Origin of the sequence: Bacillus sp. M6-12, assembly GCF_002860285.1 — a bacterium.
Lineage (GTDB): Bacteria > Bacillota > Bacilli > Bacillales > DSM-1321 > Peribacillus.
The window spans coordinates 104,103-121,928 of sequence record NZ_PGVF01000015.1 but is presented as its reverse complement, the minus strand read 5'-3'; the positions used below and the strand labels follow the sequence as shown (position 1 = coordinate 121,928).

Genomic DNA, 17,826 nt, shown 5'->3' with positions numbered 1-17,826 from the left:
AGCAGAACTGTGAAAGGGAACGTTTTAGTAATAGGCCTTGGTTTGATTGGCGGTTCGGTTGCACTCGCCATCAAGAAGGAGCATAAAGAGGCATGCATTACCGGATACGATGTAAATGAACAGAATATTGCACTGGCAAAAGTACTGGGAATCATTGATGAAGGCTGCGAAACAGTTGAAAAAGGTGCTGCACAGGCAGATTTGATTGTGATTGCCATACCTGTTCTCCAAACTGCAGCAATGATTAAGCGCCTTGCTGCTATGCCTTTGAAAAAGGAAGTCCTGATCACAGATGTTGGCAGCACGAAAGAACGGATTGTAGAGGCGGCAGCAGCTCTTACAGCCCGGGGTATAGCCTTTATTGGTGCTCATCCTATGGCTGGATCGCATAAAAGCGGTACTGGAGCTGCAAAAGCCCATCTATTTGAAAATGCTTTTTACATGCTGACACCAGGTGAAAATATCAATACGGAACAAATAGAATTGCTTAAGGACTGGCTGAAAGGGACAAGAGCACACTTTCTTGTAACTAGTCCGCATCTTCATGATCAGCTTGCAGGAGTTATCAGCCATTTCCCGCATATCATTGCAGCTGGACTTGTTAACCAAGCGAGGTCCAGCACACTTGATCAGGATTTAGTAACTAGGCTTGCAGCAGGGGGATTTCGCGATATTACTAGAATTGCCTCCAGCAGTCCAGCCATGTGGCGTGATATCCTGCTGCAGAACCAGGAAGTGATTCTTTCGCTAATGGAAAGCTGGCAGACAGAGATGGCCAATATCAAGTCATTGGTCGAGGACAGGGATAGTGATGGAATCTATCAATTCTTTGATGAAGCAAGAAAATTCAGGGATAGCCTTCCAGCGAAATCAAAAGGTGCGATCCCTGCTTTTTACGATTTATATGTCGATGTTCCGGATTATCCCGGTGTTATTTCCGAGATCACCGGTTATCTGGCAGAAGAACGGATCAGTATAACTAATATCAGGATTTTGGAGACCCGTGAAGAGATATATGGAGTTCTCGTGCTGAGCTTCCAGACTGACAGCGATCGGGAAAGAGCGCAGGAATGCCTCGGCCGCCTAACTGTATATGATACATATCTGGCGTAAAAAAAACGGAAAAGGAGGAATAAAAGATGGAAACCGTATCACTGAAAACTAAAGTAAAGTCATTGCAAGGTTATATAGATGTACCTGGCGATAAGTCAATATCTCATAGGGCCGTAATGTTCGGTGCACTTGCCGAAGGTACAACAACCATCAGTCATTTTCTCCCAGGGGAAGACTGTCTGAGCACCATTTCCTGCTTTAGGCAGCTAGGTGTTCCGATTGAAAGGGATGGGGACAGCGTAACGGTAACAGGAAAGGGGTTTCAGGGGCTCACGGAGCCTTCTGAGCTTCTGGATGTAGGAAATTCTGGCACAACCATCAGGCTCATGCTCGGCATCCTGGCAGGCCAGCCTTTTCATGCTGTCCTAGCAGGAGACAGTTCAATAGCTAAACGGCCAATGACCCGGGTGGTTGATCCGCTTAGGCTGATGGGAGCTGATATTGATGGCAGGAAGAATGGGGAAAGAACGCCTTTATCAATTAGGGGAGGTTCGCTTTCTTCCATTGATTATAGAATGCCGGTGGCAAGTGCTCAAGTTAAATCAGCTATTTTACTTGCCGGATTGCAGGCCGAAGGTGTCACTATTGTAAGGGAGGCCTCAAAAACGCGTGACCATACGGAACGGATGATTGCACGGTTCGGAGGAGAAATTACGGTTAACGGCAATGAGGTATCTGTCCAAGGAAAACAAAAGTTAATAGCTGCGAATATTAAAGTACCTGGCGATATCTCGTCTGCCGCTTTTTTTATGGTGGCAGCAGCAATCATCCCTGATAGTGAAGTAACATTAATAAATGTAGGCTTGAACCCGACCCGAACTGGTATCCTCGATGTTTTGCTTGCGATGGGTGCGGATATGACAGTTGTACCAGATATCGTTGAAGAGAATGCTGAACCGACAGGTACTATCACTGTTAAATCCTCAAGATTAAAGGGCGTCGAGATTGGCGGAGATCTTATTCCTCGCCTGATTGATGAACTGCCGGTAATTTCACTGCTGGCTGCGCACGCGAAAGGAACTACTGTGATTAAAGATGCTCATGAGCTTAAGGTGAAGGAAACAAACCGGATCGATACAGTAGCAAGTGAACTGGCCAAGCTCGGTGCAAATATAACGGCAACATCCGACGGTATGATCATTAAAGGCGGTGCTCAGCTAAAAGGTGGTACTGTTTCAAGCCATGGCGACCATCGGATAGGAATGATGCTGGCTGTGGCAGGACTGGCCTCTGATGGAGAGGTTTTTCTGGAAAACCCTGAAGCTATTGCCGTTTCTTACCCTCAGTTTTTTAAGCATTTATCGTCACTGGTACAACTGTAGCGATACAGCTGTATTAATAGCTCACAATATAAAGTATAACCCTGATCCCAATGTGCGGAACAGGGTTTTTAATACTGAAGTATAAATACCATGCAGCAGCCATCCTGGTGTCAATGACAGTGTTATTTTTTGAAGGTATTCCTCACTATTTTAGAATTGCGTTATATTAAATTTTAAGGATTTTGGTGCTATATTGATTGGAGCGGAAGGAGCGAGACTCCTCAAATAGGGCTTCGCATTTCCTTCGTGCGGTGTTTTTTCAAGAATCGTATACCTGGGAAGTAGCGAGTCAAGGGAGACTTCACTGATAAAAACGTGAGACAAGAAAGCGAGTGCCTCCCGCTGCAATCCACAGGCAAATTTAACAAAGTTTAGAATTAGGAGAAATGCAGCTGTGTGATCCTTTACAGCCTCAGCTAATAAAAGTTTTAAGAATCCCCGCTCAAAAGGTCTTATTTCATCTAAAAAAACATATTCTGTCATAAGACAAGTTGGGGGTGGAATATGGCTTATTTGATGGAAAAAATTCAACTATTTCAGCATGATGCTCTGAAGGAAACGTCAATATTCGTTAATGACAATAAAATACAAACCATCCATATTTCTACGTCAAAGCTAAGATTCATAAAAATGAATCTGGACGGTTTCGTTATTACACCCTCCTATTGTACGGTGGCAGAGAAGCTGGACAGCAGCCCGCAAAACTTTCTCATGGATCAATATGTGAAAAGAGGTATTACGACTACTATAGTTCCCGTACCAATCCGGTTTGAATACGAGGTAAAAGAAAATCTTAAATTGTACAGGTCTTTCCTTAAGAACTCTCCTTTGGATTATGTCCTTACCCTGAAAATCCCGCAGAGATTGCTTACTCCCTCCATCATTATGTATTGCAAATCCGCGAAAATTCCTGCGGTGTTTATCGAAATTGATCAAATGGATGAGCTGGAATGCCTTGCCTGGACATGGATAAAGCATGCCGGATTTCCTTATTCGCCAGTACTAATTCCTGTTTTTGATAAGAAAGATCCAGTAAGGGGAAAGGAAGAGCGCTGGAGGAGGCTCATGCAGATGGTGAAAGTGAACAGCCTTGAAAACGAGCTTGTGCCAGGGGAGCCTATGGGGCTTGAACAAATGAAAAAACTTGGCATCTATCCGAAAAGAGGAGATTTGCATGCCGGTGGAGAAATAAATTATAACATCTACCTTAAAGAAGCGGCCGCTAGCCTCCTAAATGGAAAAAATGGCTTAGTTTATGATAAACTAATAGGTACGGTTTCAAAAGGTAAAGTAATAAGAGCCGGGGAAAATCTTTTTCTAGTCCCAGGTGATGGTGAGGAAATTACCGTCCATATTCCCGGTTTCTTCATATAGAATTAAGTTTTTGCTGGAGGAAGGAATGTTTATGAACTCGGTTGAAAATGTATTGAAAATTCTTAAAAATGGCGAATTAGAGAAAGCTTTTTCACATATAAATCAAATAAAAAAGAGTGAATCGGATGAGGATATCCTATTGCTGGCTGAAGAAATTACGCAGCTTGGATTTATTGAACAGGGAAAGGATTTATTTGAATTCCTTCACCAGAAGTACCCCGATGAAGGTGAAATCCTCTTGTCGCTTGCCGAGATTTTAACAGAAATGGACCAAGAGGATGAAGCTATGCTGCTTCTAGAACAGATTGACCCAGAGGATGACATTTATCCGAGTGCACTTTTGCTTGAAGCGGATTTATATCAAATGCAGGGCATGGATGAAGTCAGCGAAAGAAAGTTATTAAAGGCAAAGCAATCACTGCCAGATGAAATTCTCATCGATTTTGCGCTTGGCGAGCTTTACTATCAGCAGGGCAAATTTATTGAAAGCATCGCTTCTTTTGAAAAAGTGCTGCCTGTCATGCAAGAGGTTGGAGGCATTGATATCAGCCAGCGAATGGCTGAAGCTCTCAGCAGTTCAGGCCAATTTGAAGAAGCCCTTACTTATTTTGATAAGGCATTAGAAAATAAGCTTGAAATCAATACATTATTCGAGTACGGGCTGACCGCATATCAGGCGGGATATTATGAAACCGCAGTCGCTAAATTTAGCGAATTGAAAGAGCTTGATCCTGAATATCATTCTTTATATTTATTTCTTGCCAGATCCTATGAGCATCTTGAAGAGCTGGAGCTATCTCTAAAGATTGTTAAGGAAGGAATTAAAGCTGACGAATTCAATAAGGAACTTTACTTTTTTGGCGGAAAAGTTGCCCTTAAGACAGGCCGGGAACAGGAAGCTGAGGACATGTTCCGTGAAGCCCTGGCACTGGATCCGGGTTATTTGGAGGCTGCCCTTACTTTGATGAAGCTTTTGGTGCATCTTGAACGGCACGAGGATGTTGTGGAATGCATTGAAAGCATACGGGGCTATGGTGAAGATGACCCTCAGTTCGATTGGCTGCTCGCAGTCAGCTATCAAGGGCTGGAAAATTATTCAGAGGCATTAAACTCTTATAAAAAAGCATATAATGCTTTTGAAATGAATCAGGATTTTCTTATTGATTATGGATATTTCTTAGTTGAAGAAGGAGACAGGGCAGGAGCTAGAGAAGTATTTAGCAAGCTGCTTAGCGAGAGCCCTGCAAATGAAGAATATATCATGATGCTGGAAAGGCTCGAAGCTGAGTAGGAAAAATAAAAAAAGGACAGAGGAGGGAATACATGTGGCTGCCCCTGTATCTGTGAATGAGAAAAAAGATTTTATCCGCTGGTTTTTAAACCATTATCAACTGAAAAGAAGAGAATGTGTCTGGATATTAAATTATCTAATGAGCCATGATCAGTTAATGAAGAGGGTACATTTTGTCGAGCAGGCTCAATATTGCCCCCGGGGGCTGATCATGTCAACGCATTGTGTTGATGAAGCTCCCTTTAGATTTTATAAATCCAATGTTATGACGACTGATGCCGAGAAATCTTTCCACGATATACGTCTTAACCGTGATGAAGAAATATATATCCAGCTGAACTTTCGCTCTGCTTATTCCTCTCATCAATATGCTGCTGTGCTCGAGGAGAATCCTTATGTACCCCGGAATCTTCCGGGAAATGACAAGGATAAAGTCCTTGCCGAGCAGTTCCTGGAGCAATCAATCCTTACATTCCAAAGGGACCGGCTTATGAGGCTTATTGATGAAGCACTTGACAAAAATGATTCTGCTGCATTTTCACAGCTCACTGCTCAGCTTGCAAAATTAAAATAAAGTAACTGATTTCCATATTTAATTGAGTATCGCGCACCTGAGTAAATCGAGGGTGCGTTTTTTTATTGGCTGAAACTATTAGCAATAAGAGCAGGATAAAGAATACAGCAGGTCAGGGTTTAATGGGGTCTATGAGTGTATTAATTTTATAAAATAATGTCCTGCACACAACTCTATTAAAAAGTGCTAAGATAGATAAATGAGTAGACTGACATACTAGGAGTGATAGCATGAAATGGACGCCAAATGATATGGATATGTATCTTCAGGCAAAGGAATATGTTGACACGGCCTTAATCCCGCTTGTGCCGGTTAGTTTTGCCGAAAATATGAAACAATCAGCATCCATGAAAGACTTTACTGACATTTTAACAGTGGAAATTGAACGGCAATTTAAAGGCCGGATTATGCTGCTGCCGCAGCTGGCCTATTTATCCGCATTGGATGAAGAAAAAAGATTGGAGCTGGCAGCTGGCTGGGCCCGCGAGCTAAAAGAGCAAGGATTCGCCCATGTCTTTTACATAACCTCGGACAGTGAATGGAAGGAAAATGAGCAGGAGCTGGAAGGCTCTTTGATCTGGATTCCTTCGATACCGCTCGAGCATTTGGAAGAAAAACATAAGAAACCGATGATCGATGATCAAGTACGGCAGGTGCTAGCGATTTTTACCCGAAAATGGCATGAATGATAATTTAAATAAAAACGCATACATTTCCTTTAAATTGGACACATTGTTGACATCTTTTAAATTTAACTGATTATTGACCTTGGCAAATTATTGATATATCATTGTAATGTCCTAGTTTTATAGTGTTGCTATTTGATTGGTCCGCTTGGGCTCATTATAGTGATAGAGGGGGGAAAAGCATGAGCAAGCATCGGGTTTCAAGACGTCAATTCCTGAGCTATACACTCACAGGTGTAGGCGGATTTATGGCGGCAGGCATGTTAATGCCAATGGTAAGGTTTGCAGTGGATCCTGTACTTAAGGCTTCTGAAGGCGGCGACTATGTTGCTACGAAACAAAAAGTGGATGATTTAACTGACGAACCAAAACGTGTCGATTTTACTGTTAAGCAGGTAGATGCGTGGTACGAATCTGAAGAAACAAAAACAGCATGGGTTTATAAGGATGATAAGGGCGAGGTCGTCGCATTATCACCGGTATGTAAACACTTGGGCTGTGCCGTTGCATGGAACACAGATAAGTCGAATCCTAATCACTTCTTCTGTCCGTGCCACTACGGTCTATACACGAAAGACGGAGCGAACGTGCCGGGTACACCGCCGTTGGCTGGACTGGATGTGTACGAGCATAAAACAAAAGACGGAATTCTTTACTTGGGTGCAGTAAAGCCGCATAAGGGGGCGTAATAATTGTTAAACAAGATTTATGACTGGGTTGACGAGCGTTTAGACATTACGCCTTTGTGGAGAGATATTGCAGACCACGAGGTTCCCGAACACGTAAACCCTGCGCATCATTTTTCTGCCTTTGTATACTGCTTTGGAGGTTTAACCTTCTTCGTAACGGTTATCCAGATTTTATCGGGTATGTTCCTTACAATGTATTATGTGCCTGATATCAAAAACGCCTGGGAGTCCGTGTATTATTTGCAGAATCAAGTCGCATTCGGTCAAATTGTAAGGGGAATGCATCACTGGGGAGCAAGCTTAGTAATTGTTATGCTGTTCTTACATACATTGCGCGTATTCTTCCAAGGTGCGTATAAAAAACCACGTGAACTTAACTGGGTAGTTGGAGTATTAATTTTCTTTGTTATGCTAGGTCTAGGTTTCACTGGTTACTTATTGCCTTGGGATATGAAAGCGCTATTCGCAACACGCGTAGGCCTTCAAATCGCTGAATCGGTACCGTTTATCGGTACAGCTGTCAAAACCTTGCTTGCAGGTGATCCAACAATCGTTGGGGCACAGACATTGACTCGTTTCTTCGCGATCCATGTCTTCTTCCTTCCTGCAGCGCTTCTTGGACTAATGGGGGCTCACTTCCTGATGATCCGTAAACAGGGTATTTCTGGCCCTCTATAAAATCTCGTAAATACTATAACCTTTTCAAAAAGGAGGGGGATTTTTCAATGCATCGTGGAAAAGGTATGAAGTTCGTTGGGGATTCTCGTGTTCCGGCTCCATCAGAACGAAAGCCCAATATTCCTAAGGATTACTCGGAATATCCAGGGAAAACAGAAGCTTTCTGGCCAAATTTTCTTTTGAAGGAATGGATGGTTGGAGCGGTGTTTTTAGTAGGTTACTTATGTTTGACAATTGCTCATCCGTCTCCGCTGGAGAGGGTAGCTGATCCTACTGATACAGGGTATATTCCGCTTCCTGACTGGTATTTCTTATTCCTGTACCAACTATTAAAATATTCGTATGCTTCTGGTCCTTATAACGTAATCGGAGCCATGGTAATACCAGGCTTGGCATTCGGTGGTCTATTGCTTGCACCGTTCATTGACCGCGGTCCTGAACGCAGGCCTTCAAAGAGACCTTTTGCCACAGGATTTATGCTGCTGGCACTTGCTGCAACATTCTTCCTCACTTGGCAGTCTGTTGCAACGCATGACTGGGAAGCTGCAAAAGCTCAAGGTAAAATTGTTGCTGAATCTGCAGTTGATAAAGAAAGCCCTGGCTATAAAGTTTATGAAGCTCAAGGCTGCATTGGCTGCCACGGGGCAGAACTTTCAGGTGGAGCAGGCGGAGTTGCTTTAGTTGACAAAAACCTAAAGCCTGAAGAAGTAGCGAAAATTGCTAAAGAAGGTAAAGGCGGCATGCCGGCAGGTATCTTCAAAGGTACTGATGAAGAACTTAAGCAGCTGGCTGAATTTATTTCTACAGCAAAAAGTAAATAATAAGATTGATGAAACTGACGATTCGTTCGTCAGTTTTTTTCGCTTTATGATAGAGTTGAACTCATTCCTTCCTATTTCATAGAATAATGGGCGCCTGCGCACAGAAGTAATAGTCAGGATAAAACGTTTCAATGGTCTTGGAAAACCTTGGATTTTGAGGGATTTCAAGGTAAAATGGAACCATAAGAGGTTCCGGATAAACAAAGGTTTAAATTTTCCAATCCAAGAAAGAGGGTCTTCATGCAATATTTATACAGTGTTCTTTCAAACAGAAGTTTTCTTTTCCTGCTTTTAATAATTAACATTCTAGGAACGATTTATGGGTATTATTGGTATGGCTCGCAATTAAGCATTACTCCAGATATTTTCTTGATTTTTGTTCCCGATAGCCCGACTGCAAGCCTCTTTTTTGTATTTGTTATTATCGCCTTTTTATTAAAAAGGAATTGGGGTCTGATCGAGGCTCTAGCCATTATTACTCTCTTTAAGTACGGCATCTGGGCTGTTATCATGAATATCCTTACTCTCTATACCACCGGGTATCTTGCTTGGACAGGCTATATGCTAATGGCGTCTCATTTTGCTATGGCAGTTCAAGGAATCCTTTATTCCCCGTTTTATCGGATAAAGACATGGCATTTGGCAGCTGCAGGAGTTTGGACTGTACACAATGATATTATAGATTATGTATTTGAAATGATGCCTCGTTACAGTGATCTGATGCAGTTTTTGCCTGAAATCGGCTATTTTACGTTCTGGCTGAGCATACTTTCTATCTTTATCGCTTATTGGTTCGGTATAAGGAAGAACAGATTTACCTTGTCTCTATAGAAGATATAGGACTTTACAAAAATTATCGTTCGGATGGTCTACTCTTTCCTTATTACTCATACAGTTTTAATAGAGTAATGAGGAGGGACAAGTTGTATGCTTAAAAAGATTCTATTGCTATTTATTGCCGTTATGTCTGTACCGATGTTTGCCGTTTATGCCCAATCCTCTGCTAGTTTGGGAAAGCTCGATGACATATCAGATGAAGCATTGCAATTAGCAAGACTGCACCGCTATGATGACTCAGCAAAGATGCTGACTTATTTTTCAGAGAAGTTTTTGGAGGCAACAGGCGAGGAGAAGCTTTTTAGCATGGACGAGCTTCGGATTATTACTGTAGCCCACAATGATGCAGTAAAGGCCGTAAAGGATTCCGGACAGGACGATAAAGAAAAAATTAATTCCATTACAAAATTCCGGCTCGTGATGGATGCTGTGCAGTCGACTCACCAGCCTTTATGGACGTCTATGGAAGATCAGATTATGGGAACTTTTAGCCAAGCAAAGGATGCAGTATTATCCAAGGACTCCCAGCAGTTCGAAAACCAGCTGGATCAGCTGTTAGCGCAATACGATATTATCCAGCCTAGCCTTAAGATTGATTTGGACCCAGAGAGGGTACAAAAGTTAGATGCAAGGCTAAGCTTTATTAATCAATACCGCCCGCAGGTATTTTCCGAAAAAGCAAGTCAAAAGGAGCTTGACGAGCTTCATGACGATTTGGCTTCAATATTTGATGAAATGACCGAGGATGAAACAGATCCTTCGTTATGGTGGGTTATTTTTACGACTGGCAGCATTATTATTTCTACATTATCCTATGTGGGTTGGAGAAAGTATAAAGGGGATAAAGAGAAGCAAAAGCCTAGCAAAGGTCAGAATGATTGACACTTACGGCACAAACTTCTTAAAATAAATGTAAGACGTATTATTATGGAGGGAACAATGACATACATTATTTATTTTGCGATCATCATCCTGGTACCATTATATGCACAAATGAAAGTAAAGAGCGCTTATAAAAAGTATTCGAAAGTTCCTTCTTCTTCAAGGATGTCTGGGGCTCAGGTAGCCAGGCAAATTCTTGATCAAAACGGCCTCTATAACGTTACAGTTGAAGAAACCCGTGGTGTTTTAAGCGATCATTATGATCCCCGTTCTAAAACGGTTCGCCTGTCTTCAGGTAACTTTCATGGCTATTCATTGGCAAGCTCTGCAATTGCGGCGCATGAGGTAGGCCATGCCATCCAGGATCAGCAGGATTACGCCTTTCTGCGTTTTCGCCACGCGTTAGTTCCTGTAGCAAACCTTGGCTCCAATCTTTCCTGGGTATTGATCATGATTGGGATATTCGCTCAGCTTTCCGGCTTATTGCTTATTGGTATCCTGTTCATGGCTGCTGCAGTCGTCTTCCAGGTGATAACGTTACCGGTAGAATTCAATGCTTCAAACAGAGCGATGGATCAGGTTGTTTCTCTTGGAATTATCAGGAATGATGAAGAGCGTGAAACCCGGAAAGTGTTAAATGCTGCTGCCATGACTTATGTAGCTGCTGCCGCTGTAGCGGTACTTGAATTGGTACGGTTAATTCTGATTTACACAGGGATGACAAGAAACGATTAATGGTTATATTACTATTTAAACAGCCCTTCCGGCTAGGTTATGGAAGGGCTGTTTTCATTTGGCAGTCTGTGATCTCCACACATAAAATGAGCAGCGATGATACCGCTGCTCAGATTTTAACAGCAAAGAATCATCTTTCGATCGGATTTTTTTCTTCATCAAGTGTAAATCCTTCCCCAAGCACATCATGTACTACACTTACTGAAACGAATGCATGCGGATCGACAGATGTAATCGCGTTTTTTAAACGGACTATTTCATTTTTAGCAACTACGCAATATAAAACTTCCCTTTCCGTTTTAGTAAATGACCCATAGCCTTTTAGCACGGTTACCCCGCGATCTAATTCTTTCATAACCTTCTCGGCAATTTCACTATTCTTTTCGCTGATAATCATTGCTCCCCTAGCGGAATAAGCGCCTTCCTGCATAAAATCAATAACTCGGGCTCCGATGAACACGGCTACCAGCGTATACATTGCTTCCCGGGCATTTAGATAGGTTAAAATCGAAAGGGTAATTACCAGGGCGTCAAATAAAAACATGGTCCTTCCTATGCTCACCCCGAAGGAACTCTGGGCAAGTCTTGCAATGATATCGACACCGCCCGAAGTACCTCCGAAGCGAAAAATCATACCCAGACCGATTCCCAAAAAACCCCCGGCAAACAAAGCGACAAGCATAAGGTCATCATGAAGCGGCACTTTTAGCTGATAACGTTCAAATACCCAAAGCCAGATGGAAAGTCCAACTGTTCCAATGATTGTATAAAGAAAGGAAGATCTGCTAAAGAATTTCCAGCCAAGGAAGAAAAGAGGGATATTCAATAGCAGGTTGGAATAGGACGGATTGATATCCCATAATTGATATAAAATTAAGGTTACCCCAGTGATGCCGCCTTCAGCCAGATCATTTTGAACATTGAAGTGAATCAGCCCAAAAGCCATGATGGCAGCGCCCAATAGGATAAAAAAGATATTTTTCAGTCGTAAGCCGAAAATCATTCGAGAGCCTCCCGGAAATTTCTATTCTTTGCCAATATTATAACGAAACGGGTGTAAAGGGGCAATCCGGCGAAAATATTTGTCATCATGGATGGTTTTAGCTAACATGTAAGAATAAAGGTAAAGGAATGATTAAAGTGGAAGAAGCAAAGACTGTTCAGGACCTGCAAAAGGAAGTGGATGCATACATAAGTCAGTTTAAGGAAGGGTATTTCAGCCCTCTGGCCATGCTTGCCCGAATGAGCGAGGAATTGGGAGAGCTTGCTCGGGAAGTGAATCATTATTATGGCGAGAAGCCGAAAAAGAACAGTGAGAAGGAAAACACGGTAGAAGAGGAATTAGGCGATATGCTGTTTGTCCTAATCTGCTTTGCCAATTCGCTGGGCATTGATTTGCAGACAGCTCATGATCGTGTGATGAATAAATTTAATACAAGAGACCATGATCGCTGGACACGGATAGAATCAGGGGGAAAAGAAAATGGAGAAAATTAGAATTGTTGTAGCAGGACCTAGAGGGCGAATGGGAAGAGAGGCAGTAAAACTTGTCCATGAAACTAAGGAATTTGAATTGGTTGCTGCACTGGACCGTAAGCATGGCGGGATGCTTGTAAAGGATATAGATGGCCTTCCAGCCATTGATGCACCAGTTTATGCTGATATTGACGAATGCCTTTCTGCTGTAGGGGCAGATGTGTTAATTGATTTAACAACCCCAGAAGTGGGAATGAAGCATACGGTTGCCGCATTAAATCATGGAGTTCGTCCGGTTGTTGGGACAACCGGCTTTACAAAGGAAGACTTGCAGTTGCTTGAAGCTCTTACCGTTGAGAAAGAGCTGGGTTGTATCATTGCTCCAAATTTCGCAGTAGGTGCAATTTTAATGATGAAATTTTCGCAGATGGCAGCTAAGTATTTCCCGGATGTTGAAATCATTGAGATGCATCATGATCAAAAGCTTGATGCTCCATCTGGAACGGCAGTGAAAACGGCTGATATGATCATAGAAACCCGAACAAAGAAAACACAAGGACACCATTCCGAAAAAGAAACAATAGCCGGAGCACGAGGGGCAGACATTGAGGGAATGCGGGTCCATAGTGTCCGCCTTCCGGGATTGGTTGCCCATCAGCAGGTTATTTTTGGTTCAGACGGACAGCTCCTGACCCTGCGCCATGATTCTTTCAATCGTGCTTCTTTTATGTCAGGAGTTAAACTGGCAGTCGAAAGCGTAATGAAAATTCATGTTCTCGTGTACGGACTTGAAAATATATTAGAGTAGGTGAGACTATGAACATTGCCTTAATTGCCCATGATGATAAAAAGGATGACTTGATACGGTTTGTTACGGCCTACAAGGATATCTTTAAGGAGCATGCTCTTTATGCAACAGGTACTACTGGAAAGCGGCTGATGGAAGCGACTAAGCTTCCCGTTCACCGATTTAACTCAGGACCGCTTGGCGGGGATCAGGAAATTGGTGCCAAGATTGCAAGAAAAGAGATGGAAATGGTTATTTTCTTTCGTGATCCACTTACAGCCCAGCCCCATGAGCCGGATGTTACTGCCCTCGTCCGTTTATGCGATGTTTATTCTGTACCGCTGGCTACTAATATGGGCACGGCTGAGGTGCTGATACGGGGCATGAAGTACGGCTTAATAGACTGGGTGGAGGAACACAAAAAGTGAAGATAAAGGATTATAAAACAGACATACTGGCGTTTGGCGCCCATGCCGATGATGTTGAAATCGGCATGGGAGGCACGATATCCAAATACGCGGCTCAAGGTAAGAAGATCGTTATTTGTGATTTGACTAAAGCGGAGCTATCATCCAATGGCAATGTGGACACAAGGGTGACGGAGGCTAAGGCCGCTGCCAGCATCCTTGGGGCTGCGGAGCGAATCACTTTAAATCTGCCCGACCGGGGGCTGTTTATGAAAGATGAATACATAAGAAAAATCACGGAAGTTATCCGGACTTATAAACCTTTTGCCATTTTTGCTCCTTATACAGCTGACCGTCACCCCGATCATGGAAATTGTGCGCGATTGGTAGAAGAAGCTGTTTTTTCAGCTGGTATTAAAAAATATGAAACAGCGAATGGGCAAGAACCCCACCGGACCAGGAATCTTTACTTTTATATGATAAACGGATTCCATCAGCCAGGGTTTGTAGTGGATATTTCCTTGCATATAGAGCAGAAGCTGGCCAGCTTGAACGCCTATACGAGTCAGTTTCAAAAGCTGGAAGGAAGCCTTGACACTCCGCTTACCCATGGATACATAGAATCGATAGAAGCAAGGGAGCGGCTGTTTGGCAAAGAGGCTGGGGTGGCTTATGCCGAAGGGTTTTTCAGTAAAAAGCCGATTGTTCTTGAGTCAGACCTGTTAGGAGAATAATGATGAAGTTAAAAATAGGCATTACCTGTTATCCGACTGTTGGGGGATCAGGTGTAGTAGCAACGGAATTGGGTAAGCTGCTTGCGGAAAAGGGTCATGAGATACATTTCATTTCTTCAAGCATGCCATTCCGCCTCAATAAAATGTACCCTAATATCTTTTACCACCAGGTTGAGGTCAGTACGTACTCTGTGTTTCAATATCCTCCCTACGACCTGGCTCTTGCCAGCAAGATGGCAGAAGTTATCAAGCGGGAGAAGCTTGATATATTGCATGTTCACTATGCTATTCCGCATGCGGTTTGTGCAATTCTTGCCAAGCAAATGTCGGGGACTTCCGTGAAAATCGTGACCACGCTTCATGGAACAGACATCACGGTTCTGGGCTATGATCTTTCTATGACTGAAGTGATAAAGTTTGGCATTGAGAAATCGGATTCAGTAACGGCTGTATCAGAGGCGCTGGTAAAGCAGACCCATGAGCTTATTGCCCCTGATAAAAATATCCAGGCTGTATATAATTTTGTCGATGAAAGGGTTTACCGAAAAACGGATTCCCCGCATTTAAGAGAGCAATTCGGAATTAAAGCCAATGAAAAGGTCATCATTCATGTGTCCAATTTCAGGGGAGTCAAGCGGGTTGATGATGTAGTGGATGCTTTCTCCCTGGTTTTAGAAAAGATTGCTGCAAAGCTATTATTAGTGGGGGACGGACCTGAAATGTCGGCAATCTGCAGGCAAGTGAAAAACTTAGGCTTGGAAGATAATATCCTTTTTCTCGGTAAACAGGATAATCTGGAAGAATTATACTCAATCAGCGACCTCATGCTGCTGTTATCAGAAAAGGAAAGCTTTGGATTGGTTCTTTTGGAAGCGATGGCATGCGGTGTTCCTTGCATTGGCACAAATGTTGGGGGCATTCCGGAGGTTATTGTGGACGGCAAGACCGGATTTCTCTGTGAATTGGGAAATACTCGATCTGCAGCGGACAAAGCGATCATGCTGCTTAATGACACCTTGATGCACAACCGTTTCTCCGAGGCGTCACTCGAGCTGGTTAAAGCACGATTCCGATCTGATATCATTACAGAGCAGTATATTTCTATATATGAAGAGCTGCTCGCCCATACAGGAGCCTGATAGTGATGAATGAAATTTTCACAAAAGCAGCATCTGTGCTTGAACAGATTGAGCAGGCAGGATTTGAGGCATATTTTGTCGGCGGGTCGATCAGAGATATGATCCTTGGCAGACCCATTCACGATGTGGATATTGCGACATCAGCCACACCAGCTGAAATCAAGAGCATTTTTCCTAAGACCGCTGATGTTGGTATTGAACATGGAACGGTCATGGTTTTGTATAGGAATGAAACGTATGAAATAACCACTTTTCGTGCAGAAAGCGGCTATTCTGATTACAGGAGGCCTGACAGTGTTACATATATCAGGTCACTTTATGAAGATCTAATGCGCCGGGATTTTACAATGAATGCGATTGCAATGGATAAAGACGGCCGTCTCTCAGACCCGTTTGAAGGACGCAGAGCGATAGAGGAACGGCTGATCAGGACTGTTGGAAACCCTGACGAAAGATTTAAAGAGGATGCGCTCCGCATGATGCGGGCACTTCGCTTTGTAAGCCAATTATCCTTTACATTGGATCATGGAGCCTTTCAAAGTCTTGAGCGGAATGGGGAACTGCTGACAAAAATAGCAGTTGAAAGAATTTTTGCCGAATTTGAAAAGCTGCTGAAGGGAGAAGGCAGGAAAGAAGCCCTCAAAATGCTCCTGGATAGCGGTCTATTTGCCTTCTTGCCTGGATTTGAAAGTAAGCAAGAAGGGCTGACCAAGCTGCTGGCCCTGCCGATTGAGGAAATTAATGAACCAGCAGGACAGTGGTCATTGATAATCTATACTTTTCGGATTCAGGATCCAGAAGCTTTTTTAAGACGTTGGAAAATGCCGATTAAGCTGATAAAGGAGATCAAGAGAATCACTGCACTCCTGAAAGCTGGAGTCCTTCCATCAACATCAAATGATATTCTGTTTCGTTATGGTCTGCATGAAGCTTTGATAGCGGAAAAGCTTCTTTGTATATTAAACGATTCTGATCACAGTAGTGCAGAAGAACGGGTTAGCCAGGCATACGCCGGGCTTGTTATAAAAGATATGTCAGAATTAGCGGTTTCAGGCAGTGATTTGATGCAGTGGTCTGGAAAAAAACCTGGTCCTTGGATTAAGGAGGACCTCGATAGAATAACTAAAGCGGTGCTTGAGCAGCAGTCCAAAAATGAAAAGGCAGCAATAAAGGAGTGGCTTTTAAGTTGGAATCAAACGTAAAGACGAAGCTGATAGAGGCGTTCTCGAAGGCGGAGGGCGATTTCGTCTCAGGCCAGGAGTTAGCTGAATTCATCGGCTGCTCACGGACAGCGGTCTGGAAGCATATTGAAGAGCTTCGCAAAGAGGGCTATGAGCTGGATGCGGTTAGAAAGAAAGGCTATCGTATCGTTTCTGCCCCGGAAAAAGTAACAAAAACGGAAATTCAGATTGGATTGGGAACGAATCGGTTTGGTAAAGAAATAGTTTATGAGGAAACGGTGGCATCGACTCAGCAAATTGCCCACAAACTAGCGAACGAGGATGCACCCGAAGGGACAATAGTGATTGCAGAGGAACAAGTATCAGGCAAAGGGAGACTCTCGCGAAGCTGGCACTCGCCAAAGTATACCGGTATTTGGATGAGCATTATCCTTAGGCCTAATATCCCGATTCATCAGGCGCCGCAGCTTACCTTGCTTGCCGCAGTTGCAGTAGTGCAGGCCATTGAGGATGTTACAGATACTCTTCCAGAAATCAAATGGCCGAATGATATCCTGATAAACGGGAAAAAGGTTACGGGCATTCTAACTGAGATGCAGGCCGAAAGCGACAGAATCCATTCAGTAATAATTGGTATTGGAATCAATGTAAATGCTAAGCTGGAGGATTTCCCTGATGATTTGAAGGAAAAAGCTACATCTATTCAAATTGAGCAGGGGAGACCGATTTCCAGAGCGAAGCTTATCCAGGCGTTGCTGCTAAAGCTTGAGCGTATGTATGATCTATATTTGGACAAAGGTTTTTCGCCTATCAAACAGCTTTGGGAAAGCTACGCTGTGTCGATAGGCAAAGAAATTATCGCTACCACCCTTACTGACACCATAAAAGGGAGCGCCCTAGGCATTACCGATGAAGGAGTTTTACTGCTAGAAGACATTTCCGGCCAGATACATAAAATTTATTCAGCGGATATCTCCCTTGCTTAACATTTTTTTCCCTTCTGTGAAAAGAATACAATAGCTATTTCCAGCAGGAATTTGTTATAATCTTTGTGGGCAGTATCAAGAATGTGGCAAAGCAAGCACCAATCTGAACTGCAC

20 protein-coding genes are annotated in these 17,826 nt (G+C 43.1%); 19 read left to right on the top strand and 1 reads right to left on the bottom strand.

Annotated elements, in window-relative coordinates:
• The first annotated feature begins 9 nt into the window (after positions 1 to 9).
• From CVD28_RS17900 to CVD28_RS17845, 12 genes are all read left to right on the top strand, one after another.
• A complete protein-coding gene (locus tag CVD28_RS17900) occupies positions 10 to 1,113 on the top strand; it encodes a prephenate dehydrogenase (protein WP_101594524.1) in 1,104 nt (367 codons plus the stop codon).
• 26 nt (positions 1,114 to 1,139) lie between these two features.
• On the top strand, positions 1,140 to 2,435 hold the full coding sequence (aroA, locus tag CVD28_RS17895; protein WP_101594522.1) for a 3-phosphoshikimate 1-carboxyvinyltransferase: 1,296 nt from the start codon (positions 1,140 to 1,142) through the stop codon (positions 2,433 to 2,435).
• Between the two features lie 504 nt (positions 2,436 to 2,939).
• The gene (locus CVD28_RS17890) at positions 2,940 to 3,809 is read left to right on the top strand and encodes a hypothetical protein (RefSeq protein WP_101594519.1); all 870 of its coding nucleotides are present in this window, start codon (positions 2,940 to 2,942) and stop codon (positions 3,807 to 3,809) included.
• Between the two features lie 31 nt (positions 3,810 to 3,840).
• Entirely contained in the window at positions 3,841 to 5,100 is a 1,260-nt protein-coding gene (locus tag CVD28_RS17885; protein WP_101594711.1) for a tetratricopeptide repeat protein, read from the top strand.
• Positions 5,101 to 5,134: 34 nt separating this feature from the next.
• Entirely contained in the window at positions 5,135 to 5,674 is a 540-nt protein-coding gene (locus CVD28_RS17880) for a ReoY family proteolytic degradation factor (RefSeq protein ID WP_101594518.1), read from the top strand.
• A gap of 230 nt (positions 5,675 to 5,904) precedes the next feature.
• Positions 5,905 to 6,363 (top strand): YpiF family protein, encoded by a 459-nt coding sequence (locus tag CVD28_RS17875; protein WP_101594516.1) that lies wholly within the window; start codon positions 5,905 to 5,907, stop codon positions 6,361 to 6,363.
• 179 nt (positions 6,364 to 6,542) lie between these two features.
• Positions 6,543 to 7,049, top strand: a complete 507-nt coding sequence (locus tag CVD28_RS17870) for a ubiquinol-cytochrome c reductase iron-sulfur subunit (RefSeq protein ID WP_101594515.1) — start codon at positions 6,543 to 6,545, stop codon at positions 7,047 to 7,049.
• A 3-nt stretch (positions 7,050 to 7,052) separates the two neighbouring features.
• Complete coding sequence (qcrB, locus tag CVD28_RS17865) at positions 7,053 to 7,727, top strand: menaquinol-cytochrome c reductase cytochrome b subunit (protein ID WP_101594513.1); 675 nt, start codon at positions 7,053 to 7,055, stop codon at positions 7,725 to 7,727.
• Positions 7,728 to 7,774: 47 nt separating this feature from the next.
• Positions 7,775 to 8,548 (top strand): menaquinol-cytochrome c reductase cytochrome b/c subunit, encoded by a 774-nt coding sequence (locus CVD28_RS17860; protein ID WP_101594510.1) that lies wholly within the window; start codon positions 7,775 to 7,777, stop codon positions 8,546 to 8,548.
• A 240-nt stretch (positions 8,549 to 8,788) separates the two neighbouring features.
• Positions 8,789 to 9,379 carry a DUF1405 domain-containing protein gene (locus CVD28_RS17855; protein ID WP_101594508.1) on the top strand — a complete coding sequence of 197 codons (591 nt, stop codon included), beginning with the start codon at positions 8,789 to 8,791 and terminating at the stop codon, positions 9,377 to 9,379.
• A 96-nt stretch (positions 9,380 to 9,475) separates the two neighbouring features.
• Positions 9,476 to 10,267 (top strand): sporulation protein YpjB, encoded by a 792-nt coding sequence (ypjB, locus tag CVD28_RS17850; protein ID WP_101594506.1) that lies wholly within the window; start codon positions 9,476 to 9,478, stop codon positions 10,265 to 10,267.
• 57 nt (positions 10,268 to 10,324) lie between these two features.
• Entirely contained in the window at positions 10,325 to 11,002 is a 678-nt protein-coding gene (locus tag CVD28_RS17845) for a zinc metallopeptidase (RefSeq protein WP_101594505.1), read from the top strand.
• A 130-nt stretch (positions 11,003 to 11,132) separates the two neighbouring features.
• On the opposite strand, the gene CVD28_RS17840 is transcribed toward CVD28_RS17845, so the two are convergent.
• Entirely contained in the window at positions 11,133 to 12,005 is an 873-nt protein-coding gene (locus CVD28_RS17840; protein ID WP_101594502.1) for a YitT family protein, read from the bottom strand.
• Positions 12,006 to 12,142: 137 nt separating this feature from the next.
• Here CVD28_RS17840 and CVD28_RS17835 point away from each other — a divergent pair, with 137 nt between their 5' ends.
• Genes CVD28_RS17835 through CVD28_RS17805 form a run of 7 tightly spaced genes read left to right on the top strand, consistent with a single transcriptional unit; the run spans position 12,143 to position 17,712 of the window.
• Positions 12,143 to 12,499, top strand: a complete 357-nt coding sequence (locus CVD28_RS17835) for a nucleotide pyrophosphohydrolase (protein WP_374702547.1) — start codon at positions 12,143 to 12,145, stop codon at positions 12,497 to 12,499.
• Positions 12,486 to 13,286 carry a 4-hydroxy-tetrahydrodipicolinate reductase gene (gene dapB, locus CVD28_RS17830; protein WP_101594497.1) on the top strand — a complete coding sequence of 267 codons (801 nt, stop codon included), beginning with the start codon at positions 12,486 to 12,488 and terminating at the stop codon, positions 13,284 to 13,286. Before CVD28_RS17835 ends, dapB begins: the two co-directional genes overlap by 14 nt.
• Positions 13,287 to 13,294: 8 nt before the next feature.
• Positions 13,295 to 13,693 (top strand): methylglyoxal synthase, encoded by a 399-nt coding sequence (gene mgsA, locus CVD28_RS17825; protein WP_101594495.1) that lies wholly within the window; start codon positions 13,295 to 13,297, stop codon positions 13,691 to 13,693.
• Positions 13,694 to 13,695: 2 nt separating this feature from the next.
• Positions 13,696 to 14,406 carry a bacillithiol biosynthesis deacetylase BshB1 gene (gene bshB1, locus CVD28_RS17820; RefSeq protein ID WP_101594707.1) on the top strand — a complete coding sequence of 237 codons (711 nt, stop codon included), beginning with the start codon at positions 13,696 to 13,698 and terminating at the stop codon, positions 14,404 to 14,406.
• Positions 14,406 to 15,545: an N-acetyl-alpha-D-glucosaminyl L-malate synthase BshA gene (bshA, locus tag CVD28_RS17815; RefSeq protein ID WP_374702546.1), complete on the top strand. Its 1,140-nt coding sequence runs from the start codon at positions 14,406 to 14,408 to the stop codon at positions 15,543 to 15,545. The genes bshB1 and bshA overlap by 1 nt, the downstream gene beginning before the upstream one ends.
• Positions 15,546 to 15,550: 5 nt before the next feature.
• Complete coding sequence (locus tag CVD28_RS17810; RefSeq protein ID WP_101594702.1) at positions 15,551 to 16,747, top strand: CCA tRNA nucleotidyltransferase; 1,197 nt, start codon at positions 15,551 to 15,553, stop codon at positions 16,745 to 16,747.
• Positions 16,732 to 17,712, top strand: coding sequence for a biotin--[acetyl-CoA-carboxylase] ligase (locus CVD28_RS17805; RefSeq protein ID WP_101594491.1), 981 nt, complete (start codon positions 16,732 to 16,734; stop codon positions 17,710 to 17,712). Before CVD28_RS17810 ends, CVD28_RS17805 begins: the two co-directional genes overlap by 16 nt.
• Positions 17,713 to 17,826 lie beyond the last annotated feature (114 nt).